The organism is Mesorhizobium sp. CAU 1732 (assembly GCF_039888675.1).
Taxonomy (GTDB): domain Bacteria; phylum Pseudomonadota; class Alphaproteobacteria; order Rhizobiales; family Rhizobiaceae; genus Aerobium.
The window spans coordinates 325,117-349,574 of record NZ_JBDQQR010000004.1 but is presented as its reverse complement, the minus strand read 5'-3'; the positions used below and the strand labels follow the sequence as shown (position 1 = coordinate 349,574).

Below are 24,458 nucleotides of genomic sequence, written 5' to 3'. Positions count from 1 at the left end.
CATGAATTTCGATCTAAGCGACGAACAGCGGATGCTCGACGAGTCACTGGCGCGCCTCTTGGCAGACCATGCGGATTTTGAGACACGACGACGCTTGTCATCCCGTGCTCCGGGCTGGAGTCCCGAACTATGGACCGAATTCGCCAATCTCGGCCTTCTTGCGCTTCCGTTCGGCGAGCAGCATGGCGGCATAGGCGGCGGCCCTGTGGACACGATGCTGGTGATGCAGCAGCTTGGGCGCGCGCTTTCTGCCGAACCATTTCTCGAGACCTGCGTACTTGCGCCCGTACTGCTCAGTGAAGACGAAAGCGACGTCGTCGCTGCACTGCGTGCCGACATCATGGAAGGCAACGCGATCTGCGCCGTCGTCCCTCAACAGGAGGCGTCGTCGTCGCTGCAGGCGGTCTTGTCGGACGGTCAATGGCGTGTGTCGGGCGACGCATCGCTGGTGCCGTGGGGAGGAGAGGCGGATTGGCTGATCCTGCCTGCCAAGACGGAGCACGGATTAGGAATCTTTCTCGTTGAAGGAGCGGGGGCAAGCGTAACCCGTCGGGGATATCCAACCCAGGACGGACGTCGAAGCGCTGAAATCGCGCTCGCTTGCGCGGCGGCGCTGCGGCTGGAAGCAAACGATGCCGGCGCTTTGCTCGACCGGGCACATGCGATGGCGCTCGCTGCCGTTTGCGCAGAGGCGGTGGGCGCGATGGAAAGCTGCCTGGATCAGACCGTCGAATATTTGCGGACCCGCCAGCAATTTGGAACAATCATCGGCAAGTTTCAGGGATTACAGCATCAGGCCGCCGACATGGTCATCGCGTTGGAACAGGCGCGGTCGATGGCATTTTTCGCAACAATGAACTGCACTCAGCCCGATGATGCCCTGCGCGAGCGGTCCCTGTCCGCAGCGAAAGTCCAGATAAACCGATCCGCGCGAAGCATTGGACAGACTGCGGTCCAGCTCCACGGCGGAATAGGTATGACCATGGAATTGGCGGTCGGCCACTACTTCAAGCGATTGACGATGATCGAGATCACGTTTGGCGATCTCGACTATCACCTTGATCGATTGGCTGATGCGGGCGGACTGGCAGCCTGACCTTAGTCTTCGCGTGATCCGCCTCGCCGGCATCTCTGATTGAAGAGATGGTATGTTTTTGAGCTGCTCTCGGCATACGAGATTTGGCGTTGGATAGTCATCATCAATTGAAGATTATAGGGCGTGGACGGGATCCGCAGTGGAGATTCCTGTTAGATCCGCTGCCGGTTTTCGTGTTGAGATATTTTTTTGAAGATTGGGTATAGCAATTCTGGCGTGATTGCGTAAACGTGGGGATGATCCCGTTTGAGAATGGGAAGTCTGGGAGGACTATCTGATGTCAAGGCATTCTGCAGCTTGGGCAGGCGTTCGCTGGCCAGCCGTAAACCGTTTCTCGCAGCAGCTCTGCGCGGGCTTTCTTGCTTGCGGCGTACTCGCCATGGCGCCGTCATCTGCCGTCGCCGGTGGCTCTTTGTCCGTTGGTCTGGAATCCGAACTGCGCGGGTTCGACACGGTTCATGGCGGCGCGCTCGATCCTGCGGGTGAAATCACCATGCGTGCGATCCAGGAGCCGCTGCTGCGCTACAATTACGAGAAGGGCGAGCCCGAACCGCTTCTCGCGGTTAGCTGGGAAATCAGCGACGACCAGACCGTATGGACATTCAGATTGCGCGAGGGTGTGAAGTTCCACAACGGCGAGGACTTCACGGCCACGGACGTCGCTCATCATTTCAACCGCGCACTGGATCCCCAGCAGAAATCGTCTTCGCGTGCCACGCTGTCGGTCATCACCAAGGTGATCGAAGTTGATCCGCACACCGTCGAGTTCCATCTCAAGCATCCCTGGCCATCGCTGCCGCTGGTGCTCGCCAATACCGGCATGAGCGGTCCCATTCCTTCCCACAAGGCGGTGGACAGCGGCGAGCAGAACCGGAATCCGGTTGGAACCGGACCGTTCCGCATGGCGCGTTGGTCGTCGGGCGACCGCATCGTTGCGGAGCGATTCCCTGACTACTGGGCGGCGGACGAAATCAGCCTCGATGCGGTAATCTTTCGCTTCCTCCCCGATACGCAGACGCGTTTCGCTTCGCTGAAGTCGGGAGAGATCGACGTAATATGGACCGACCGTGGCCAGACAATCCATGAGGCGGAAAAAGACTCCAAGCTGAAAGCTTACATCGTTGATGGGGCGGGCGCTGAAACCATCGTGCTCAATTCGCGAAAGGCGCCGCTGGACGACAAGCGCGTGCGCGCAGCCGTCGCCCATGCGTGGAACCAGGCCGCGCTTGTGCAGGTGTCTTGGCAAAATACCCGTCCTGTGGTCAGCCATCCTCTTGGTCAGAACGTCGATTGCGGCCCGGACAACTACCGGCAGTTCGACCCGGCAAAGGCCAAGGCGCTCATGGCCGATTATGGCCAGCAGATCTCGTTGAACTTCGTCCACACCGCCACGGCACGCGGGCGCGAACTCGGCGAAATCATGCAACAGATGCTCAAGCAGGTCGGGATTCCCGTCGTCCTTGAGCCCGTCGATCAATCCACCCTCATGCGCCGTTACTACACCCACGACTACGATATCATGGGCTGGCGGTTCCCGGACTCGGCAGACATGGCCCCACAGCTGTTCTCCGCCGTTCATTCGAGCTCGGACACCAACCAGAGCGGCGTCTCGACGCCGGAGATGGACGACGCGGCAGAGAAGATGCGCCTTGCCGCTACCCGCGAAGAGAGCCTCAAGTATCAATGCGAGGTCATCAGCCACATGAACGAGGAAGTCGCGGTCATGTATCGCGGCGGCGGGCGGTATCATGTGTTCACGAACCAGCGTGTCGAGAACCTCCCCAAGCCGTGGCGGGGCATCATTGATGTGACCCGCGTCAGCCTCGGCGATTGATTTCCGGATAGAAGCGGGAAGGGGAGACGATGCGGTACCTTCTAGGCAGGGTTCAGCGCCTGCTGATCGTTCTATTGATCGTTACGTTCTCCACCTTCCTGCTAGTGAGCGTGCTACCGGGCGACGTGGCCTATCAAATCGGCGGCATGGATGCCTCCGAATCCGAGATCGCCGATATTCGTGAGGAGCTTGGGCTCACCAAGCCCGTGGTGATACGCTATCTGGAGTGGCTAGCCCGGCTAGCGCAAGGTGACTGGGGACGGTCGCTGCTGACGGGCGAATCCGTCTGGGAAATGATTATTGTACGCGTGCCGATCTCGCTGGAGCTGATGCTTCTGGCGCAGGTCATGGCTCTCGCGATCGCCGTTCCGGCTGGCATTCTGGGAGCCTGGCGCGCGAACGGCTGGGGCGACCGGATCATCACGTCGCTCGGGTTCGCATGTGTTTCCATGCCCGGCTTCATGACGGCGATCCTGCTGATCTACTTCTTCTCGCTCCATCTGGGATGGCTGCCCGCCACCGGTTATGAGCCGCTTAGCGCAGGTCTGTGGGCGAACCTGAAGCCGATGATCCTGCCCGCGCTAAGCCTGGCGCTGGTGGAGTGGACGGTACTCATGCGCACTTTGCGCGCTGAAATGATAACCACGCTCCAGGAAAACTACATTGCGCTGGCCCGCGCGAAGGGCATGAGCACCACGCGTGTGCTGCTTGCTCACGCCTTGCGCCCGTCCAGCTTTTCCCTGGTCACCATTCTTGGCCTGCAGGTGGCGCGTCTCCTCGGCGGCACGATCATCCTCGAACAGATCTACGGCATCCCGGGGATCGGACGGCTATTGATCCACGCCGTCTACACGCGCGACCTTATCGTGATTCAAGGTTGCGTGACGTTCTTCGCGTTGACGTATGTGATCGTCAATTTCCTTGTCGATCTGGCCTATGCCTGGCTGGATCCGCGTGTAAGGGAGGCTCGAGCCCATGGTTGACCTTGTTCAGTCGCGGGCCGCCGAACGCAGTGGAGAAGCGGCCCCTTCCGACCGGAACGCCCGCGCTATCGCCGAGCATCGCCGTTCTCGCAAGCTTGGCGTCGTTTTCTGGCTGTCGGCGGCATGGCTCATTCTGGTAATCCTCGTTGCCGCTTTCGCGCCCTTGTTGGGACTGGCTGCTCCCGATGAATCCGACTGGGCGGCGCTTAGAGTGCCGATCGGCTCAGAAAACCATATTCTTGGAACCGACCCTCTGGGGCGCGATGTTCTCAGCCGGGTGATCTACGGAGCGCGCGTATCGCTCACCGTTGGCTTCACCGCACCAGCCATCGGCGTAGGCATCGGCCTCGTGCTGGGGCTGGTCGCCGGTTACTACCGTGGCTGGGCCGATGAAGTCATCGGCATAGCCATCGACAGCTGGTTGGCCATCCCGGGGCTGGTCATCCTACTGCTCTTTTCGGTGCTCTACGGTGGCAGCCTCTTCATGGTTTGTCTGTCTCTTGGCCTGCTGTTCATTCCCTCAGCGGCGCGCATCACCCGTGCTGCGACATTGACCTGTACGGGACGCGAATATGTGATCGCGGCCCGTTCACTCGGCGCATCGGATTTCCGCATCATCACGCGGGAGGTTTTTCCAAACATCATCTGGCCGCTGCTGGCCTTCGTGATGATCGATATTCCCATTGCCATCGTCGTCGAGGGCTCACTGAGCTTCCTCGGGCTTTCGGTGCAGGCGCCGACCCCGAGCTGGGGCGGGATGATTTCGGAAGGACGCGAATACCTCGAAGCCTCGCCTCATCTCAGTCTCATCCCAACAGCGGTGATGTTTCTGACGGTGCTGAGTTTCAACTTGGCCGGCGATGCGATGCGCAAGCGCGTGTCCGGTGGACTCACCGGAGCAATATGATGGATGACCACCCCCCGGTGCTCGAGGTACACGACCTGCGCACAGCATTTCCGACGGCGCGCGGCATGCTGCAGGCGGTCGATGGCGTGTCCTTCGCGCTGGAGAGAGGACGGACGCTGGCGATCGTCGGCGAGTCCGGCAGCGGCAAATCGGTATTGTCGCGCTCGATCCTGAATCTGCTGCCCAGAAACGCTGAGACCGGTCCTGGAGGTCGCGTCATTTTGAACGGGAGCGACCTGACGCGGCTGCCGGAACGCGCGATGCGCAAGCTGCGTGGACGGCAGGCGGCCATAGTGTTTCAGGACCCGATGACGTCGCTCAACCCGACCATGACTATCGGCGCTCAGATCGTCGAGGTGTTGACGTTCCATATGGGACTGGCCAAGGCCGCGGCGCGTAGCAGGGCGATCGAACTTCTGGCCTCCGTCGGCATGCCCCAGCCTGGCGCGCGGGTCGATCAATATCCGCATCAGCTTTCAGGCGGCATGCGCCAGCGGGTTGCCATCGCAATCGCGATTGCCTGCGAGCCGTCCCTGCTGATCGCGGATGAGCCTACGACAGCCCTCGATGTCACGGTCCAGGCGGAAATTCTCGACTTGTTGCAGCGCCAGGTCCGTGAACGGCAAATGTCGATGATCCTGATTACGCACGACATGGGGATCGTCGCGGCCCGGGCTGACGAAGTTGCGGTGATGTATGCGGGGCGCATCGTAGAGCGCGCGCCGGTGCGCGACCTGTTTCGCCATACGCGCATGCCCTATACGTCGGCTCTGCTTGCTTCCATTCCCCAGATCGATGGTGGGAGCCGAGGTCGGCTGGAGGCAATCGGCGGCCGACCTCCCGATCTGGTCGATCCCCCGTCCGGGTGCAGTTTTCGCCCGCGCTGCCGCTTTGGTTCCGCAAGGTGTGACGTGTCGCCGCCGCCGCTGGAAGTCACCGGCCACCATCATTTTGCCTGCTGGCATCCCCTCTGACTACGGAAGCCTCGATGAACGCCCCCGTGCGAACCGTTGAACCTTTTTTGACCGTCGACAAGTTGCGCGTGACATATCTGCTGGGACGCGGTCGTGAGGTACAGGCCGTGTCGGACCTCAGCTTCGAGCTGAACCAGGGCGAAACGCTCGGTCTGGTCGGAGAGTCGGGCTGCGGCAAGTCGTCGGCGGCGCGCGCCATCATGCAGCTTCCCCGTCCCCGCGAGGGTAAGGTGACGCTGGGCGAGACCGAACTGACCAGTCTGCGCGGTCGGGCCCTGCAGCAGGCAAGGCGGCGGTTTCAGATCGTGTTTCAGGACCCAGTTGCAGCACTGAATCCGCGCCACACCATCCGCCAGATCCTGGCCGCCCCCCTCGAAATTGCAGGCATTCGCGAAACACGCGCCGAGCGCGATGCGCGGCTGACAAGTATGCTCGAGCGCGTAGGGCTGAACGGCGCGCAGACTCTGGAGCGCAAACCGCACGAATTTTCCGGCGGGCAATGCCAGCGTATTGCCATCGCACGCGCGCTCATCCTCAGCCCCGAACTTCTGGTGTGCGACGAAGCGGTGTCTGCTCTGGATGTGTCGGTCCAGGCGCAGATACTCAATCTCCTTCAAGACATCCGTCGTGAGTTTGGTCTGACCATGCTGTTCATCAGCCACGACCTCGCCGTCGTGCGCCATGTGTCGGACCGCGTCGCGGTGATGTATCTGGGCGCAATGTGCGAGCTTGCCGAAGCTGATGCCATTTACGACAGGCCCGCGCATCCATACACGCGCGCGCTCATCAGTGCCGTGCCGCGGCCTGATCCGGATATCGAGCCGAGCCCGGTTCATTTGATTCCAGGTGAACTGCCGTCGCCAATGAATCCGCCAAGCGGTTGCCGTTTTCGCACCCGTTGCCCGAAAGCGACGGAACGTTGCGCTGCCGAGGTGCCGTTGATGCGGGCCGTGCGCCAGGGGCAGATGGTGGCATGCCACCATCCACTCGTGGACGCGTAGTCCCGCATGCCTCGCAGCGTGGCTAGGCGCGTGCGGCGGTGCGGGCGATCACGTCTGCGATCTCGCCTTCGAGCGCAGTGGGGATGTTGTGACCCATCCCTTCGAACTCAACATATTCTGCGCCGGGAATATTGGCCGCCGTATCGCGGCCGGCCTCAGGTCGCACCAGCGGGTCCTCTCCGCCATGTATGACCGCCACAGGAAGATTCAGTCCCTGAAGACGATCGCGCCGGTCTGTCGAGGAAATAATTGCCGCATAGTGACGAGCGAAGCCCGCAGGACGATAGGCCCGGTCCAGCGTTGCTTCTGCATTGGCGCGGAGCTTGCCAGTATCTTCCGGGTAGGCAGGGCTTCCCAGAACGAGCGCAGATTCGACGGCTGCCTGCAGATACGCTTCGCGATCGGCCTGTGGCGATGGGCGAGCGCGCAAAAGCACTGCCTGAGCGGCGGGCGTCGCAGCGGGCAATGCCGGGTTTCCAGTCGTCGACATGATGGATACCAGCGAGGCCACCTTCTCCGGATGGTTGAGCGCAAAGAGTTGCGCGATCATTCCTCCCATCGATCCGCCAACGATATGTGCGCGTTCGATGCCCAGTCCGCCGATGAGAGCGCAGATGTCCGAAGCCATGTCTTCGAGACGATAGGGAGGGTGTAACGGCCGGCCCGCAATTCGATCGGAAATCATGGATTGAATGTTGGGTATGCCAAGGTGGTCATAACCGTCGGAATGGCCGACGTCGCGATTGTCCGCGCGGATCACCCTGAATCCGCGGTCTGTCAGTGCAGCGACAAAGCTCTCGCTCCACCAGGTAAGCTGGGTGCCTATGCCGCTGATGAGGACAATATCTTGCCGATTGCCTTCTCCAGAGATTTCATAGTGCAGCGAAAATTCGCCGGTCTGCAGTCTCGGCATGTTTTTTCCTCCTTAGTGTTTTGTTCAGGTCGTGGATGGGTGCATGAGCGACAGAAACAAAAAACCGCCGACTGTTCAAACATAATTTGAGTTTCGAGTATGTTTTTGATACGAAGAACATGCAGCGCTGGATGGGAGAGGGTTTTTATGTCGAAGCCGCAGTTTGATGTGCTGGTCATTGGAGCCGGGCTGTCGGGGGTCGGGGTCGCGCGATACCTGAAGGTGCGTTGCCCGGGCAGGACTTTCGCCATTCTGGAAAGCAAGTCGCGTATCGGTGGCACCTGGGATCTGTTTCGCTATCCCGGCATTCGTTCGGACAGCGACATGCATACGATGGGTTATGCGTTCAAGCCGTGGACCGAGGCGAGGGCCATCGCCGACGGTGACGCCATCCTGCGTTACATTCGCCAGACTGCCGAAGAAAACGATCTCGTCAGGCATATCCGTTTCGGTCATGCCGTAAAGGCTGCGTCATATTCTTCGGCCGATCAGTTCTGGACCCTGGACGTCGAACATGAGGGTGAGGTTCAGCGCCTTACCAGCCGCTTCGTGTTTTCATGCGCCGGATACTACAGGCATCATGAGGGCTATCTGCCGGAATGGCCCGGCTATTCCGACTACCGTGGCACCCTCGTTCATCCCCAGTTCTGGCCGGAAGATCTCGACTACGAGGGCAAGACAATTGCCGTCATTGGATCGGGGGCGACAGCAGTTACCTTGACGCCGACGCTGGCTGACAAGGCTGCCCATGTCTACCAGATACAGCGTTCGCCGACCTACGTGGTTTCGCGCCCCGGCGAAGATGTATTCGCCAACAGGCTGCGTCGCTGGCTCCCCGACAAGCTGGCATACTCGATCACCAGATGGCGCACGATTTTAGGCGGCGCGCAAAGGCGCAAGCGGATGGCCGCGAACCTGGAAGGCACGCGCAAGATGCTGATCGGCGCGGTGGCCCAGGCGCTGCCCAAGGATTACGATTGGAAGACCCATTTCGTACCAAGCTACATGCCTGGCCAGCAGCGGATCTGCGCTGTTCCGGACGGCGATTTTTTCAAGGTTCTCTCCGATGGCAGCGCGTCAATGGTGACGGGGCACATCCGTCGCTTCACTGCTACCGGCCTGGAGATGGAGGACGGGCGCGAGATCAACGCCGACATCATCGTCACCGCTACAGGGTTGGTGATGGAATCGCTCGGCGGCATGAACGTCGAGGTTGATGGCCAGCCTGTCGATCGGTCGAAATTGCTGATCTACAAGGGGTTCATGTATTCGAACCTCCCGAACCTCGTGTACTTCACCGGCTATACGAATGCGTCCTGGACACTGAAGGTCGACCTCGTGGCCGACTTTGCGTGCCGCCTGCTGAATTTCATGAAGCGGAAGGGGTATAGCCAGGTTGTGCCGCCCGCGACCGAAACAGACCTTCAAAATGTCAACAGTGCCCTGAAATTCATATCCGGCTACGTCGTGCGTGCCGCCGCGCGCCTGCCCAAGCATGGCAAGGCGTTCCCTTGGATACACGAGCAGGACTATTTCTGGGATCGAAAGACACTCAAGCGGGGCAAGGTCGATGACGGCACGCTGAGGTTCAGTCATGGCGAGCGGGTTGCCCTGCCAGCCGGCCAGCTTGCCGACGGCGGCATGCGCGACGCGGCCGAATGATCCCAGAAGTGGCTTCAGCCCTGTCTGTCGTCAAACAGACCGAATGCCAGCGTGGAGGCATAGACCTCCATCGCTCGTTCGGTCGACGGCATGGCCTCTGCCCACTGATGGAAGTCGTAGGCGGAGTTGACAAGAGCGAGAAGACAGTGACTCGCGACACCGGGGTTGACCGGGCGCAGCGAGCCATCGGCCACGCCCCGCCAAAGCATCACGGCAAAGCTGTTTGCCATCCGGGTCGCGTCGGCGATGGCGTCCGCGCGCATCTCCGGGGGCAGGGCCTGCATCGCGGTGGTGCGCAGCAGCGGAAAGCGCGCATCGAACTGGATCGCGAGAAGGTCGGACACGGCCTGACTCAACCGGTCACGCCATACGCCTGTCGACGTCGCCGCTTGCGCTTGGGCTGCAGAAACACGTTCGTAGCTGCGGGCGAAGCATTTCAGGACGAGGTCGTCCTTGCTGTCGAGGTGGTGATAAAAGCTGCCCTTGGACAGGTTAAGCTGCGCGGCAATCTCGTCCACCGATGCACCGCGATACCCACGCGCGTTGAGAAGAAGCGTGGCTGCTCGCAGATAGGCGGTCTGGCTGTCTTCCTCGACCGGTGCCGGCAGTTTGACCGACGGGCTCCACGACACCCCTGCCGGGCTGAAACCGTTCGTCATCAGGTCCATCAGGCTCGCATGGACGAGGTCGAAGTCGTGCAGGGAATAGGTCGGCAGCCATGCGCGCATCCAGTGAATGACGTCGAGCAGGACCTGGGCAGCCGCCATGCGCCGGAGGAAAAGCTGGCGATCGTCAAGCGGCCCGAAGTAGCCGGCCACTCGCCGCGTGATTTCGGAGTACCATCCGATAAGCCGCTCGCGAGCGGGCTCCTCAAGTGCGCGCAGGTCACCCAGCACGGCCACGGTGGGGCGATCGCCGCGCCGGATCGCCGCACTGTGATCCAGCCGCAGCCGCAGCAGCAGGCTCACACGCGACACGGGGTCGGGCTCCTGTTCGGCCTCGCGGGTCATGGCATCGAAAATGCCGATGGTTTCTTCGATGGCCGCCGCAGCCAGCAGCTCTTTCTTGCGAAAGTAGTAGGTGATGGAGGTCGTGTTCATCCCGACCGCCTCCGCAACCTCGACGAAAGTCAGGCCTCGTACGCCGTTTCGGTTTATCAGCGTGGCTGCGGCGTCAAGAATGATCTGGCGACGTTTTTCGAATTTGTCGGACGTCTGGCGAGGGCTGGCAGGCTTTTTCAAGGCAGGTCCGTTCTTCGACTTCGGTATGCTCCAACGCGACCGTAAAGCCAGAAAAATAAAGCAGCAATCAGGAATAGTTCCGGTTCGGGTATGTAGCAAGGGAGGACATGATGGAAGCACATAGTGGACTGATGGCGGGCAAGGTGGTGGTGGTGACGGGTGCCGCGTCGGGGATTGGCCGCGCCACGGCTCTGCGACTTGCCGATCATGGTGCGGCTGTCGTTATCTGCGATCGCGACGAGGGTGTGGCGACTGTGGCCGACACGATCACGGCGGCTGGCGGCAAGGCTGCGGCGATGACCATGGACGCGGGCGCGGAAGCTGACGTTGTAGCCGCCGTGGCGCTGGCGTGCGAGCGATTTGGCGGACTGGACGGCTATTTTGCGAACGCGGGCATCACCGGTGGCCCGGCTATCGGCTACTTCGACAGCACGCCGGAGATCTGGGCTGAGGTGTTGCGCGTCAATCTCATCGGGCCCTTCCTTGCAGTGAAGCATGCCGCACCTGAGATTATGCGTCGTGATGGCGGATCCATTCTCGTGACGGCATCGGTGGCTGGTATGCGGGCCGGCGCGGGCCCAGCACCTTATTCGGCATCCAAAGCCGGCGTGATAAATCTCGTCCAGACCGCAGCACAGGCGCTGGCGCAGACCGGAGTTAGGGTCAACGCTCTTTGTCCGGGACTTATCGAGACGGGCATGACGCAACGCATATACGAACAGGCTCGCGCAGCGGGACTTGAAAGCCAATTGGGAATTCGGAATCCGCTCCGTCGCGGCGGCGAGCCGGACGAAGTCGCCAAGGTCGCGCTGTTCCTGTTCTCGGACCTTGCCAGCTATGTGAACGGTCAGGCCTTGCCGGTAGATGGCGGTTTGTCTTCGTCACATCCATACTCGGATCGTTCCAACTTGGTTGCTCAGAACGCAGTAAATTCACGTTAGCGCAAGAGGGTACTACAGGGCGTGCGTCCCAAACTCTTGTTTGGCGCACGCCCGGCGTTGAGGGGCGCGTCCGTCTGCCAATTCGAGCACAAAATGAACGGAAACCTCTGTCGGATTCGTGTTTCATACGGAAACGTGCGTATCTGGGTTTCCGTTCATGCTCATCGGCTAAATGCGAGTTTCATCCACAGACGACCGAAAGTCGGTAGATTTGCAACGAGACGCATTGCTCTCGGCTCTTCTTGGCGTGTCGAGCAGCTGAACTGAGCCCGCAGCCTTTCGCAGCCCTGTTAATGTCCAGTTCGCAGACGGTCGAGGATATTCGCTGAGAATTCGCCGTTCGACATGAAAGACCACCTTAAGGCCTGAGGTTATCGATGGTCAGGTGGCAGCGATGGTCGTCCCAAGGCGTGGTGGGTTGACCGGTTCCGACGTCGCCCTTGGTGATGGTGACGCGGTAGTTGTCGACGATGGGGGAGGTGTCGGGGATCGGTGCGTTGTCGGGAATGGGGGTGTTTTCCACTGATGGCTCCTTCTGATGGAAAGAGTTTGGCGGGATTGAGGGGCGGGATTCCTCGGGGAATCCTCGATACTGGGGAGTGAGCCTAGATCGTCAGGGACGCGTATGGCAGCTTTACAGAGGCGGCGTTGAGAGCCGAACGCGGCCTGTAATTTGTCTAATATGCCAAATTAACACCATGATTGTAAATGAGTTTTCGTATTAATTACGCTAAAAACTTGCAATCGTGCAGCGTCAAGAACTTGTATTTATACGGCCTCATTGACTTGCGATGATGCGGCGTTATGTACTTGCAATCATACAGCGCTAAAAACTCGCAGAGTCCCTCGCCATCCTCAAAAACCTGCAGGAGGGCGGGCGGCGCATATTCAAGTCGGACGAACTGACCCGCGTTCACCGCGAGCGCCTGCTGGCGAACGGTTTCCTGCGTGATCTGATCAGGGGGTGGGTCATGTCGACCGGCCCTCAGGCGCAGCAACAGGATACAACCCCCTGGTATGCGAGCTTCTGGGAATTCTGCTCCCTTCACTGCAATGAGCGGTTTGGCAAAGACTGGTTCCTTTCGCCCGAGCTGTCGCTGCTGCTGCATGCGGAGGCGACAGCCATTCCGCCGCAGGTGGTGGTGAATACACCCAAAGGCAAGAACAACAAGATCGACCTGCTGTTCGGCACGTCCCTCTATGACCTGCAGGTCAAGGAGATGCCGGAACAGCTGACGAAAAAAAACGGCCAGCGCGTGTTCACCATTGAGGCCGCGCTTATCCGTGTGCCGCAAGCATTTTTCCAGCGCGCGCCGATCGAGATGCAGGTCGCCATGGCGTCGGTGCGCGACGTCTCAGCCGTGCTGGGTCTGCTGCTTGATGGCGGCCACTCCGTCGTGGCGGGGCGGCTTGCCGGAGCCTTCCGGCGCGTCGGGCGTGCCGCCTTTGCCGATGAAATCGTCGCGGCTTTCAAGGCGGCCGGATATGACGTTCGTGAGTCCGATCCCTTCGCGAGGCAGTCCGGCGTAACCACCATAGCGGCGGGCGTGCCGCCGCTGGTCGCCCGTCTGCGCGCCAGCTGGGAATCGCAGCGTGAAGCCGTGATCGAGATATTCCCGAAAGCCCCTGGCCTGCCGTCCGACAAGGACGCCTACATGAAATTCGTCGAGGATATCTATGAGAGCGACGCCTATCACTCGCTGTCGATCGAAGGTTACAGCGTCACCCCGGAACTGATCGACCGGGTGCGCGAAGGCAGCTGGAACCCGGAGATCAATGAAGAGGATCGTAAGAACCGCGAGGCGCTTGCCGCGCGCGGCTACTACCTCGCCTTCCAGAAGGTCAAAGACTCCGTCTCCGCCATCATAACGGCACGCCTGCCGGAGCGCTGACGCGGGATACGCATCGCGAGTGGTATCGGGAGCTTTTTACGCCGTCGGTGACTACCGGCATACTGAAGGCCAGCGCGCTTGCCGGATATCGCAATCACCCTGTGTATCTGCGCGGCTCGCAGCATGTTCCGCCGCGCACCGAAGCCGTGGCCGACGGGATGAATGCGCTGTTTGATCTGTTGGAAGCGGAAAAGGAGGCATCAGTGCGCGCCGTGCTGGGGCACTGGCTTGTGGGTTATGTGCACCCTTATCCGGATGGCAATGGCCGCATAGCCCGGTTCCTGATGAACGCTATGCTGGCGTCAGGAGGCTATCCGTGGACGGTTGTGCGGGTGGATGACCGTGCCTGTTATCTGGCGGGGTTGGAACGCGCGAGTGGGGATATGGACGTCCGCTCATTCGCCGAATTCCTCGCGGAGCGTGTTCAGTGGTCAACGGGAAAAGCGTCATGAGGTGCCGGGAATGTCCGGCACGGACGTCAAGCGATAGCTGCAAAAGCTTCAAACGGTGCGGGGGTTGAATGCATACCTGCGCTCCTCCCGTTGAAACTCTTGAAGAACTGCTCGAAAAGCATCCTTCGATAAACCGCAATTTCGGACATCTGCTACTGCTGCAGAAAGACCCCGACGACGGCACGCTCAGTCAGGCGCTACGTCCCTACTTTGAGTCCGCCCATCTCGATGCGCGGCAGACATTTCATGCCGATATCGGAATAGACCTCCACCCCGATGCGGGGGATGAAGCAGCATTACGTCGCTATGACCCGACCGACGCATCTGCTCTGTCTCGCCCTTCGCGAAGATGCCCTAACTAGTGACGACATGCGGCTGCTAAAGGACAGAGGCTGGCGGTTGGCGCGTGTCACATTGAACGGTTGCAGGTGGTCAAGGCCGAGCAAGACGCCCGGGGAAGTGGAATAAAGGCAGTGCTTGGCGGCAGTTTGAAAGCCTTGGATTTTGCTTAGCCTGGCTGCGCAGATCAGGTCGACAAAAGGAGATTTCTGCTCTGGGAAATCATTTCCCAAACTCGGTGTTGGGAAGTGAGTATTCAGACATGGAGGCATGGGAAAGGTCCTGCTTTTAGACGTGAAGCGCGCGTCTACCGCACTGTTCCGAGGGCTTTACTTCTTGCCTATCGCGTTCGGGTTTTGATAGGCATAATGTGCCAAGCAAAATATGAAAGTGATAGGCATGATCCCACTCAGCAGCATCGCCATGAGCGCGTATACCGATCTGGTGCGGCTTCTGAAGGACGATGCGATGTCGGGCATCGAGGGCAAGCCGACGCTCAAGCAGCGCGGCGAAAAGGCATACTGGTATTCCGCACGTCGCGTCGGATCGGATATGCGATTTTTCTACATAGGCGAAGACAGCGAGGATACGCGTGCCCGTATCGACCGCATCGAGGCTTTGCACGCCACGGCAAAAGAGCGACAGGCTGAACGCTCGCGGCTGGTCCGTCTGCTGCGGGCGGAGGGCATGACGCCGACCGACCGAGCGACAGGGTCCATCCTGTCTGCCATGGCGGACGCGGGAACGTTTCGGCTGGGTGGCACCATCGTCGGCACGCATGCGTTTCGCTTCTACGAAGGCGAGCTCGGCATCCGACTGCCCTTGGGCGGAATGGCTAACACCGGCGATATTGACATCGCGCAGTTCGAGAAGCTCAGTGTCGTGCTGGAGGATCAGGTTGATCCAACGCTTGCTGAGACCTTTTCGGCGCTAAAGTTCGTCCCGTTGCCGGGGCTGGAGCCACGTCGAACATGGCGCTGGGCGCAAGGGGGAAGTGGCCAACTCGTAGAATTTCTCACACCTGCGTTTGGCGAGGAAACGATCCGCGATCTGCCTGCATTGGGGGTCAGCGCGCAGGGCCTGAACTACCTCAATTTCCTGATCGCCGAACCGATCCATGCTGCGGCCATCTATCGATCCGGCGTTCTCGTCCAGGTGCCTCGCCCCGAACGCTTCGCGATTCACAAGCTTATCATCGCTGACCGGAGGCGCGACGGTGCAGGCAGCCTCAAAGCGTCGAAAGACAGGGAGCAGGCAGCCTTCCTTATCGCGACACTGGCCGAAGATCGTCCTGATGATCTCAGCGTCGCCTATACAACTGCGATGGAGGTTGGCCCGCGCTGGCGCGAACGCCTGACGAATTCACTCAAGCGCATGCCCGACACGATGGAGATCCTGAACCGTATCTCGCAGTAGCGATCTTCGCCAAGATCGGCATGCCCTTGGACGTTGAATGCGCCTCAGATGCCTCAAAGACAAGGCGTTGGCTTCTCAGTCATGATTGATCATCACCCATTGAAGGTGCCCAGGCAAGCAGAGCTGTGGCTCTTTGTTGCCACCACCACCCAAAAGCCGCCTGTCCGCAAACCACCCCAAGTCGGGCCCAAGACGACTCCTTGAGCATCGTTATTGGAAGGGATTCGTTCTGGCAGGTTGGGGGCCGGTTGCGGACCGTCCGGGTATAGGAGCCGTCGGTGGAAAGCTGCCATTGCGCGTCGTGCCGCATAAGGCAAAGTTTACTTGATTATTCCGGATCTTCCTCATTGTCGCTAACAGGCTCGGGCGCCGGAGCGCTGAAAGTCACCCCGTCTACGCGATGCACACGAAAGCTTTCGGGAATAGGTACGATCCGCGTCCTTGGCGGAGGCTCTGGCGAAAGCCAATCCGACCATAGGTCAGAATCGGCTGACGGTGGCGGCTTGATTGCCGGTTCGACTACCGAACCTACCACAGACGCCGATCCAAGAAGCGCTATATTCCGCCCACCGGGATGTTGTGCAGATCCATAAACTATCGCGTCTATCGTCCGCTTACCACGACCGAGCTCAAATTCGCGGTGGGAAAGGTACTCCGCTACTGCTTGCGTCGGTACGTAGTCCAAGTGCACATCGTCCGGTAGGATCGGACGAGCAATCTCGTTCATGAAGCCGGTCATAAATAACCACTGCGCAGCTCGTTTCCGGGCCTTTGCCGCAAATGGGTCATACGCCTTCGGCCTGGCACCAAACAACGTGGTGTCCAACACGCAGATAGGTTCAGTGATGCGGAATTCGGCGACGGTTACAAGCTCGCCGACACTGGGTCTAAGCTCAGCTATGCAGGTATCGGCATCATAGGCACCGTAGAACGCCGAAATACCAGACGGGTTCAGCCGGCCTGGCTTTCGCATTCGTTCAGGAGGCGGCCCCAGTTTCCCAGCGAGGTCCGCCTTAATCTCCTCGCGCTTGGTAGGCTCATTGGCAACCCTCGCGCGGACGAAGCTGGACCCTTCTCCGCCAGGGGCTATCATGTAGACCGGTCCTGAACTGTTCATGTCTCGTTGCTGGTGCACATCCTCAAAAATTCGCCGTAGCAGGTCCTCTGCCTCAGCATTGAAGAACCGGCGCTGGTGCATCAGACTGGTCTTAAATGCCGACCAAAGCTGGTTGTGCTCGCTTAGCCCAGTCTGCTCTCTCGAATATCGATAGTCATTATCGTAGAATGCTTCTTCACCGTCGGGCGGCCAATAGCTGTCTGCGTCAATGAGCTCGGAGATTAAACCATCAATAACTCTTGTGTCGTCTGCACCTGTTAAATCGAGTAGCGTGTCTTCAAGATCAGATCCAGCAGTTTCGACATATCTATCATAATAAGCATCGTACGGACCGCCCACAAAATTCTCTCTAAATACCGGGTCAACGATGGCGGCAACTGCCGCGATCGGAATTCCCTTCTTCGTAGAATGGAAGTCGCAAGAGACCCCGTTCGGAAAAGATCGCCTCTCCTCTTGGATCCGCCTCTTCAATCCGCTTGCGGAAAAGCAATCAGGGCAGACGTTCAAGTTCTTCTCCGGAGTCAACGAACAAGTTCTGGTCACAGATACGGCGGACCCAATGATGGGTAGTCCCCAGCCCGTTCATGAGGGTTACTTCCGTGCTCGAATGAAGTTACAGATGTCTAGTTTGGATGGTCGCAGCTTACAAGCCGCCATGGCGCTTCCACGCAACCCAATACCAACGGGAAATCTACGAACCTCCAGATGGGAGAGATTTGTCCCGCCAGCTAGGGGGCCGGCAACGGACGGTCCACTTTTGGGTAGATTGGGTTGAATTGCAGCCGCGAGTAGGTCTGGAAGACATCGCACCACGCTCACAATGGCAGTCTGTCGGCTCACCTTCTTTCGCGAAATGTCTCGTGCAACCTTACAAATCTAGCCAAAATGCTGCTGTTAGAGCACTACTCCGTGGAACATTTGCAGGTAGCAGATCACCAGTTATGGCATCACTGCGTTTTGAAACTGGGCAATATAATTGTCAGCTATTCTTGGCGCATTCACCAGAATTCCGACTTCATTGTACGGCTTGCTTTCAGAAGGGTCCGCCGACAACCAGTTTAGACTTGAAATAGCGAGATGATCGTCATCCCATCCCAGCACCTTGGCATGGATCCGGGGTCTGTGAATTGGCTCCACCTGAACCCCGGCCTCGGCGAATGTTCGGACGAGATCGGCACCGGCTGCGCCGGACAGGGGGCCTGTCGTACGGCCGTAGAAGAAAGAGGCCTCTATTCCCTTCTCCTTCACTGCTGCCAAGGCAGGCAGCAGTGTCAGCGATTCCGCGGTGATGCCAATGCGATGGCTCAGTGCAAATATTCGGCGCTCGGCATCGTCTCTGGCCTTGAGAACGAGCCGCGCATGATCGGAACCATACAACAGTCGCATCGGGACTTTGCGCCCTCTCTGGGGAGGCATGTCCATGATCTTTCTCCCGAGTACGGCTAGATCAATTGCGAACTCATTCCAAACCCCCGGCCGGCCCTGGGAGAGACCAGCGAGCTTCTTCATCAGCTGCCCAACAAGAGTGGGTTCTCGAAGTCGGAAGGATGTTTCGAAGCTCTTGTAGTCGGAGGCAAGCCAGTTACAGGAGCCAACCAATGCGTTCCATCCTTTTTGAGAATCTGCGAATACGATCTTGGCATGGGAGTTTGTCGAGAATGGATGCACCCTGATCGACCCAGTCCTCCCCGCTTCATGCACCCCAGCCTGCATCTTTGCTGCCGCAACCTGTGAGGAACGCGTTGAACTGCTGAGATCATCCTGACCCCACAATACGTCGATTGTTACACCTCGTTCTGCAGCTCGAAGAAGCAACGGCAGCACTGCCGCCGCTCTCTCGTCGCTGATGAACGTCGAGTGAATAATGACCCGCTCCGATGCGCCGGCAATAATGCGGTCGAGCGATCGCCAGTGATCATCACCATCGACAACTAGATCTGTGGTGTCGTAGGCACCTAGCGTTGTCGCCGGCGTCTCCTCAATCGGTTCCCGTACAGCGATAACTGGTGCTGAGGCCTTTCCGTTTTCCGCAAGCCGCGCCGACATTTGACTCGCCGCGTTCAGCACAGCGGTCCGGAGCTTTTCCGGCGCGCGCCCAGGCAAGCCATCAATCTCACCATCTTTGACTGTGATTATCGCATATCGCTCTGCGAGCTTCTCAGAACCTCGGTCAACACCGATTATGATTTCGTCTTCACCTTCGATCGTGGTGAATACCTCGCCCATATCTTCGAGGTCATGGGCATCCGACGCAGAGAGGTAGACCACCGGATTCTCGCCGACATGAGAATCAATCTGGTTTTTGTGATAGAGATCAAGCTCGCGTCCGCGATAGACGCTTCCTGACAGCTGTTCGATGGCGAAGCCTCTCCAGCGCGGCTCTCGCACGGTCGCTGAGGGCAGCTGTTCGTAATGTACTAAAGACGCGCCTGCGGCCGTGATCTGGAAGAGCGGCCCGCGTGATGTTGCAGTGATTTCCACCCAGCCCGCGCGCATAAGTCGTATGAAGGCCTCGACAACTACACGGCGTGGGAGGCTGGATTGCTTGGCCAGATCTGCGGCTGATGCAGCACCCCTCGACACCGCATCAAGAAGGAGGTGCTCTATTACGCTCCACCTTCTGCCTCGTTCAATGATGAAGCGCCGACTGCCTTTCAGGACCGGAAATATAACCTGCACGGTCGTCATATCATGGCTCCCTTCAATGTCGTCCATGGGACGACTGCGGCATGTCCCGCTGCGTTCTCAGTTTCGAGAGCTTCAAGGAAGTCGGACAGAAATCCGATGTCTTGATCCGGAAGCTTGCTAGCGACCGCAACAACATGCTCGTAGAAGGCGAGACTGCCGACTATTATCAGGCGCCACTTCGCGCGACTGAGCAATACGTTCATTCTTCTCTTGTCTCGCAGGAATCCGAGTGCCCGTGCCGGTGTCGCGTGGTGATTGTTGCGCACCATCGAGATCACGATGCAGTCGGCCTCGCCGCCCTGGAAAGAGTCGACGGTTCCGCAATAGGTATTCGCGTTTATTGCCGGAACAAATCCGGCCAGGTTAGCCAGGGTGCCTCCCTTGTTGCGGTCGAGTTCTCGGTCAATTCGTCGTACCTGCTGCCAGTATGGTGAGAGCACTGCGAGCGATGGGCGGATTTTGGGATCAGAGAGACTGAGAAGGCTCAATCCACGAATGACGGCTTGGGCCTCTTCCGGATTGGAATAAGGTGGTGTCCTCTCTCCACCACGTCCTCCGGGAGCCTCGGACTGGGCATAGGGCATATCGATGAAGACGATTGGCTTATCTGGAAACACCGAGGAATTGGTGCTGACGACGGGCGAGGGCGTGGTCGAGAACTTGGCTACCTGCTTTGCGTTGGTCTCAAGTTCTCCTTCGTAGAAGCACTTCGAGACGATCCGCGCGATTGCCGGGTGCATACGGTATTGCTCGTTGAGACGGCGCGCGATCCTCGGACCGGAATCTTTACGCCTCTGGCGAGAGAGCTCCCGTTCCACAAAGGTCTCGAATAGAGTGAGTAGCGATAGGGCTTCGCCGCCATGCGCTCCTTTCCCCGCGAAGTGCTTGAAGCAGCCCGCATGGATGGCGCCAAAAGCTGGCGCATTCTGTGGGAAGTGATGGTGCCCAACCTGCGCGGCACCATCGCCTCGCTGGCAATCCTCATCTTCATTTCGACGTGGAACGAGTATTTTTGGCCGCTGCTGCTCTCGCGCACGCCGGAAAACAGCGTCATCCAGATCGGCATCCAGATGTTCATGACGTCCGAAGGCACCATGTGGGGTCCTTTGATGGCGGCGGCTACCATGGCAAGCGCGCCGGTCCTCGTCATCTATATCTTCCTGCAGCGCCAGGTCGTGCAGTCCTTCATGAAATCAGGAATCCGCTGATGCAGCCCACAGTCGAACGACACTTCGCCGTCCCCGGCACCTTCAACATCCGCGATCTCGGCGGCTATGCCGCCGCCACCGGCCAAACCCGCTGGCGCCGCCTCCTGCGCGCCGACGGCCTGCACCGCCTCGATGCCGCCGGCATGGCCATTCTCACCGATGCTGGCGTCACCACCGTCATAGACCTTCGCCGCGACGACGAGCTGGAAAGCCACCCCAACCCCTTCTCCGCCAACCCGGCCGTAGCTTATCACCACGTATCGCTCTTCGACCGGCTTGCCCCCAGCGCGATGGTGGCGGATGTCTTGCACGATCTCTACGTCCAGGCGCTCACCACGCGCCAGTCCGCCATCGCCGAAATCCTGACCGTGATCGCCGATGCGCCGGAAGGCGTCGTCATGTTCCATTGCACCGCAGGCAAGGACCGCACCGGCCTCGTCGCCATGCTCATGCTGCTCTTGGCCGGCGTCGAGCATAAGATCATCCTCGAAGATTATGCTCGCACGGGCGAGATGATCGCGCCAATGATCGAGGAGATCATCGCCGATGCCACTTCGCGCGGTGTCGATATCGAGACCTTCCGCCCGCTGCTCGCCTGCAGTCCCGATACGATGGCTGCAACGCTTGCGCATCTCTCAGACAGCCACGGCACGATTGAGGCCTACCTCTCAGAGATCGGCCTCTCGCCCGACACCATCGTCCGCCTTAATTCCCGCCTTACGGAGAAACGCTGAAATGGCTCAACTGTCCCTGTCGCGCCTCAAGAAACGCTATGAAGAAAAGCAGGTTCTGCACGGTGTCGATGTCGAGATCGCCCACGGCCAGTTCGTCGTCATCGTCGGCCCGTCCGGCTGCGGCAAGTCCACGCTTTTGCGCATGATTGCCGGCCTGGAAGACATTTCCGAGGGCGACATCGCCATCGACGGCCAAATCATCAATGACCTCGACCCGGCCGACCGCGGCTGCGCCATGGTTTTCCAGAACTACGCTCTCTACCCGCACATGACCGTTCGCGAAAACATGGCGTATCCGCTCAAGATCGCCCGCCTGCCAAAGACCGAGCGCGCCAAGCGCGTCGAGGATGCTGCCGGCATCCTGGCGCTGTCCGACTATCTCGACCGCCGTCCCGCCCAGCTTTCCGGCGGGCAACGCCAGCGCGTCGCCATGGGCCGTGCCATCGTGCGCGAGCCCAAGGTCTTCCTCTTTGACGAGCCTCTTTCGAACCTCGACGCCAAGCTTCGTGTCACCATGCGCATCGAGATCAAGCGCCTGCACAAGCGCCTCAAGGTGACCTCAATCTTCGTCACTCACGACCAGGTCGAGGCGATGACGCTGGCCGACATGCTGATCGTCATGAATGGCGGCAACGTCGAGCAGATCGGCACGCCGTCGGCAATCTACCGGGAACCTGCCTCGACATTCGTCGCGAGCTTCATGGGCGCGCCTGCAATGAACCTCCTGCCGGCCAGCGCCGACGCATCCGGCCTCGTCTTGCTCGATGCCGCGAAGGACCATCCGATTGCGCTCGACGGCATCGCCACTGGTGCCTGCCACTTCACGCTAGGCATCCGCCCCGAGGACGTGATCGTCACCGGCGATCCGCACCGTGGCATCGCCGCCACGATCGATCTGGTCGAGGAACTGGGCAGCAGCCGCGTCGCCTATTGCACGCTGGGCAAAACCGAGATTGCCGTCGTCCTGCCCAAGGGCGAGGACGTCTCGAGCGGCCGCACCATCCATCTCGCCTTCCCATCGTCTGTGCTGCATGCCTTCGAGCGCGACAGCGGCCTGCGCATAACGGCTGAACGGACCAGGGATATCGTTCGGACCGCAGCTTAGTTCACCTTCGCGTTAGCTTTGAGAGACAAGTTGATACGAAGCCGTCCTTGTCCATGAAGGTCCCGTTCGGGGCCGATCGATAGGCGGTGTCGGCCCAGACGCTGGACTATTGATCTTCAGTCAGCACTTTCTTGAATTGGCGGCCAAACTTTGCGACAGTGGGTTCGATCGCCTCAATGCGAGGAAACCCGCCCGCCGGATGTTCGCTTCTGCACTGGTGCATCTTCCATCGATAAACTTGCATGAACATACCTGTCGTTGTCCGGATTGATCGTTCATGGGATGAACCCGCCTGGCAAACGGCCGACTTCAGGCCGGCGTTGAGCTGTGCGGCACTGCTCAGCTGGATTATGGAGCCGCCGCCGGTCGATGCAGGTGTCCCTGCCCCCATCATCAAGATCGTGTCCGAGGTCGCGGCCTCGATGGGGCCAGTCGCATTCCGTCTGTTCTTTCCGGAAGACATGCCGACCGGCATCAGGAGACTTGCCCCTGCAAAGCCGGCGCTGCCAGTCAGAATCTGTCAGCGTCTTACCCGCAGGTGGCCGGCCGACCTCGCGGTCGCACTCGATCCGGCCGGCGTCGCTGAACTCTTTTCGCGGGACTGGCAGCTTCAGGGGCAGACAGCCCTGGTGCTGCAGGGCGACACGCCGACCGACGAGACGCTGGGCAGACTTCGCCAAACAAGGGACTGGAGCCGCGGCGGCTTTCCAGCAGATGCCCGCCTACTTATCGCCCCCGCCGTGGACGGCGACGGGATCCTGTTCGCCGCCGCCAGCGCTGAAGTACTCGGCACAGCCCTCGGCATACTCACCCGGGCATTCCAGCACGCGGGCGAGACCGTCGATTGGGGAACTGCACCGGGCAGCGACAGACCGGCAATGGAAATCGCAATCAATCGCCATGTTGATGCCTCCGAGCCCGACGAGCACGGCTTCCATGAATATCACTACGAATACGACATACTCGAGTTTTCGAGGACAGGCAGGACCTATATCGTACGCTCCTATGCAGACACGCCGGATCGGGCCGCATTTCTGTCCTGTCGGGAGGGCGACGAAAGCCATCTGCTCGGTCCCGCCGACCTGATACATCCGCTTCTCGTCGAAGCGGTCGACTATCTGCACGCGACGGGTAAGACGACACTCGAGCGTCTCAGCGCTTCCGACGGCTATGTGCCGCTTGAGGTGGCCACGATTCCGACCCCGGACTGACAATGTTTCGATGGCAAAGGGACCCTCGTAGCTGCCTTTACAAGGACGGGAGGTTCGCGGCGTATCCATCGCTGGCTCGATGTTCCGACAAGACGATCCAACATTCCCGTCGTGACAGCGACTGTGCGGCAAAGGTGGGGTGCCGCGTGTGACTGGTGGCTGATGACGTTACGGTGACTGAATTTAACCAGTGGGTTGCTGCATTGAAAGACGTGGATGTGCTTGGAGCCAATGGCACCAAGATCGGCGAGGTCGATGAGGTGCTTGGGAAGCAAGCCGTTTTTGATTGATTTCAAGGCGCTCGCTGTAAAACCGCGGTTGAAGCCGCGCCTGATTGCCGAATGAAATCAATACCGGTGTAAAACGGGTGAGGATCAATATCCTGTCGCCTTGCGCACTCCGCCACCTCGCGCCACGATGGCGGAAACGGGAGGGGAAACATGCGCGTTGCATGGAAGGACCTGAACTTCACAGAACAGGCCGGCTTGCATCCGATCGGAGACGTCTGGATCGATCTCAAACCGCGCGACATTCGAATATGGCGCGAGCATCCTACGGCGATATTCGAGGCGACGCGGTATGCCGCGCTGAAGGGTCGAGACCGCTATCTTCTCGGCTCGTACGACCTGCCAGAAGCCTGAGGATGCGTGCATGTCCGATGCGATTCTTCCTGATGGCCATGGCCATCGAAAGCGAAGACCCCGACATCGCCGACGCAGTGCGGGAAAGACTGCCACCGGTTCG

23 protein-coding genes are annotated in these 24,458 nt (G+C 59.6%); 17 read left to right on the top strand and 6 right to left on the bottom strand.

The genetic code is table 11. The annotated features are described in order from the left end of the window. Position 1 precedes the first annotated feature (1 nt). The 6 genes from AAFN55_RS25480 to AAFN55_RS25455 all read left to right on the top strand — a co-directional run bounded on the left by AAFN55_RS25480 (position 2) and on the right by AAFN55_RS25455 (position 6,795). Complete coding sequence (locus tag AAFN55_RS25480) at positions 2–1,096, top strand: acyl-CoA dehydrogenase family protein (RefSeq protein WP_347801799.1); 1,095 nt, start codon at positions 2–4, stop codon at positions 1,094–1,096. Positions 1,097–1,475: 379 nt separating this feature from the next. Continuing rightward, a complete protein-coding gene (locus tag AAFN55_RS25475) occupies positions 1,476–2,930 on the top strand; it encodes an ABC transporter substrate-binding protein (protein ID WP_347801798.1) in 1,455 nt (484 codons plus the stop codon). 29 nt (positions 2,931–2,959) lie between these two features. Continuing rightward, positions 2,960–3,913: an ABC transporter permease gene (locus tag AAFN55_RS25470; protein WP_347801797.1), complete on the top strand. Its 954-nt coding sequence runs from the start codon at positions 2,960–2,962 to the stop codon at positions 3,911–3,913. Then, positions 3,906–4,820, top strand: coding sequence for an ABC transporter permease (locus AAFN55_RS25465; RefSeq protein WP_347801796.1), 915 nt, complete (start codon positions 3,906–3,908; stop codon positions 4,818–4,820). Before AAFN55_RS25470 ends, AAFN55_RS25465 begins: the two co-directional genes overlap by 8 nt. A 65-nt stretch (positions 4,821–4,885) precedes the next feature. Beyond that, positions 4,886–5,794, top strand: a complete 909-nt coding sequence (locus tag AAFN55_RS25460) for an ABC transporter ATP-binding protein (RefSeq protein WP_347801795.1) — start codon at positions 4,886–4,888, stop codon at positions 5,792–5,794. Between the two features lie 14 nt (positions 5,795–5,808). Next, complete coding sequence (locus AAFN55_RS25455; protein WP_347801794.1) at positions 5,809–6,795, top strand: oligopeptide/dipeptide ABC transporter ATP-binding protein; 987 nt, start codon at positions 5,809–5,811, stop codon at positions 6,793–6,795. 22 nt (positions 6,796–6,817) lie between these two features. Here AAFN55_RS25455 and AAFN55_RS25450 read toward each other — a convergent pair whose 3' ends face one another. Next, positions 6,818–7,708 (bottom strand): alpha/beta hydrolase, encoded by an 891-nt coding sequence (locus AAFN55_RS25450; RefSeq protein ID WP_347801793.1) that lies wholly within the window; start codon positions 7,706–7,708, stop codon positions 6,818–6,820. Positions 7,709–7,855: 147 nt separating this feature from the next. On the opposite strand from AAFN55_RS25450, the gene AAFN55_RS25445 reads away from it, so the two are divergent. Then, positions 7,856–9,370 (top strand): NAD(P)/FAD-dependent oxidoreductase, encoded by a 1,515-nt coding sequence (locus AAFN55_RS25445; protein WP_347801792.1) that lies wholly within the window; start codon positions 7,856–7,858, stop codon positions 9,368–9,370. 14 nt (positions 9,371–9,384) lie between these two features. Here the strand turns inward: AAFN55_RS25445 and AAFN55_RS25440 are convergent, their stop codons facing one another. Further along, positions 9,385–10,611, bottom strand: coding sequence for a TetR/AcrR family transcriptional regulator (locus AAFN55_RS25440; RefSeq protein WP_347801791.1), 1,227 nt, complete (start codon positions 10,609–10,611; stop codon positions 9,385–9,387). Positions 10,612–10,718: 107 nt separating this feature from the next. Here AAFN55_RS25440 and AAFN55_RS25435 point away from each other — a divergent pair, with 107 nt between their 5' ends. Beyond that, a complete protein-coding gene (locus AAFN55_RS25435; protein WP_347801790.1) occupies positions 10,719–11,552 on the top strand; it encodes an SDR family NAD(P)-dependent oxidoreductase in 834 nt (277 codons plus the stop codon). Positions 11,553–11,910: 358 nt separating this feature from the next. Here AAFN55_RS25435 and AAFN55_RS25430 read toward each other — a convergent pair whose 3' ends face one another. Next, on the bottom strand, positions 11,911–12,075 hold the full coding sequence (locus tag AAFN55_RS25430; RefSeq protein WP_347801789.1) for a hypothetical protein: 165 nt from the start codon (positions 12,073–12,075) through the stop codon (positions 11,911–11,913). 448 nt (positions 12,076–12,523) lie between these two features. On the opposite strand from AAFN55_RS25430, the gene AAFN55_RS25425 reads away from it, so the two are divergent. The 3 genes from AAFN55_RS25425 to AAFN55_RS25415 all read left to right on the top strand — a co-directional run bounded on the left by AAFN55_RS25425 (position 12,524) and on the right by AAFN55_RS25415 (position 15,651). Next, positions 12,524–13,444 carry a hypothetical protein gene (locus tag AAFN55_RS25425; RefSeq protein ID WP_347801788.1) on the top strand — a complete coding sequence of 307 codons (921 nt, stop codon included), beginning with the start codon at positions 12,524–12,526 and terminating at the stop codon, positions 13,442–13,444. Between the two features lie 47 nt (positions 13,445–13,491). Then, positions 13,492–13,896: a Fic family protein gene (locus AAFN55_RS25420; RefSeq protein WP_347801787.1), complete on the top strand. Its 405-nt coding sequence runs from the start codon at positions 13,492–13,494 to the stop codon at positions 13,894–13,896. A 762-nt stretch (positions 13,897–14,658) separates the two neighbouring features. After that, complete coding sequence (locus AAFN55_RS25415; RefSeq protein WP_347801786.1) at positions 14,659–15,651, top strand: GSU2403 family nucleotidyltransferase fold protein; 993 nt, start codon at positions 14,659–14,661, stop codon at positions 15,649–15,651. 328 nt (positions 15,652–15,979) lie between these two features. On the opposite strand, the gene AAFN55_RS25410 is transcribed toward AAFN55_RS25415, so the two are convergent. The 3 genes from AAFN55_RS25410 to AAFN55_RS25400 all read right to left on the bottom strand — a co-directional run bounded on the left by AAFN55_RS25410 (position 15,980) and on the right by AAFN55_RS25400 (position 20,274). Further along, positions 15,980–17,275 (bottom strand): RES domain-containing protein, encoded by a 1,296-nt coding sequence (locus AAFN55_RS25410; protein ID WP_347801785.1) that lies wholly within the window; start codon positions 17,273–17,275, stop codon positions 15,980–15,982. Between the two features lie 432 nt (positions 17,276–17,707). Continuing rightward, on the bottom strand, positions 17,708–19,483 hold the full coding sequence (locus tag AAFN55_RS25405; RefSeq protein WP_347801784.1) for a phospholipase D-like domain-containing protein: 1,776 nt from the start codon (positions 19,481–19,483) through the stop codon (positions 17,708–17,710). Next, positions 19,453–20,274 carry an ATP-binding protein gene (locus AAFN55_RS25400; protein WP_347801783.1) on the bottom strand — a complete coding sequence of 274 codons (822 nt, stop codon included), beginning with the start codon at positions 20,272–20,274 and terminating at the stop codon, positions 19,453–19,455. The genes AAFN55_RS25405 and AAFN55_RS25400 overlap by 31 nt, the downstream gene beginning before the upstream one ends. Positions 20,275–20,316: 42 nt before the next feature. Here AAFN55_RS25400 and AAFN55_RS25395 point away from each other — a divergent pair, with 42 nt between their 5' ends. The 6 genes from AAFN55_RS25395 (at position 20,317) to AAFN55_RS25370 (ending at position 24,355) form a co-directional block, all read left to right on the top strand. After that, positions 20,317–20,664, top strand: a complete 348-nt coding sequence (locus tag AAFN55_RS25395) for a carbohydrate ABC transporter permease (RefSeq protein ID WP_347801782.1) — start codon at positions 20,317–20,319, stop codon at positions 20,662–20,664. After that, complete coding sequence (locus tag AAFN55_RS25390; protein WP_347801781.1) at positions 20,664–21,398, top strand: tyrosine-protein phosphatase; 735 nt, start codon at positions 20,664–20,666, stop codon at positions 21,396–21,398. The genes AAFN55_RS25395 and AAFN55_RS25390 overlap by 1 nt, the downstream gene beginning before the upstream one ends. A gap of 1 nt (position 21,399) precedes the next feature. Continuing rightward, the gene (gene ugpC, locus AAFN55_RS25385; protein ID WP_347801780.1) at positions 21,400–22,503 is read left to right on the top strand and encodes a sn-glycerol-3-phosphate ABC transporter ATP-binding protein UgpC; all 1,104 of its coding nucleotides are present in this window, start codon (positions 21,400–21,402) and stop codon (positions 22,501–22,503) included. Between the two features lie 242 nt (positions 22,504–22,745). Beyond that, a complete protein-coding gene (locus AAFN55_RS25380) occupies positions 22,746–23,714 on the top strand; it encodes a hypothetical protein (protein WP_347801779.1) in 969 nt (322 codons plus the stop codon). A gap of 155 nt (positions 23,715–23,869) precedes the next feature. Beyond that, positions 23,870–24,004: a hypothetical protein gene (locus AAFN55_RS25375; protein WP_347801778.1), complete on the top strand. Its 135-nt coding sequence runs from the start codon at positions 23,870–23,872 to the stop codon at positions 24,002–24,004. A 150-nt stretch (positions 24,005–24,154) separates the two neighbouring features. Then, on the top strand, positions 24,155–24,355 hold the full coding sequence (locus tag AAFN55_RS25370) for a hypothetical protein (RefSeq protein ID WP_347801777.1): 201 nt from the start codon (positions 24,155–24,157) through the stop codon (positions 24,353–24,355). Positions 24,356–24,458: the final 103 nt, after the last annotated feature.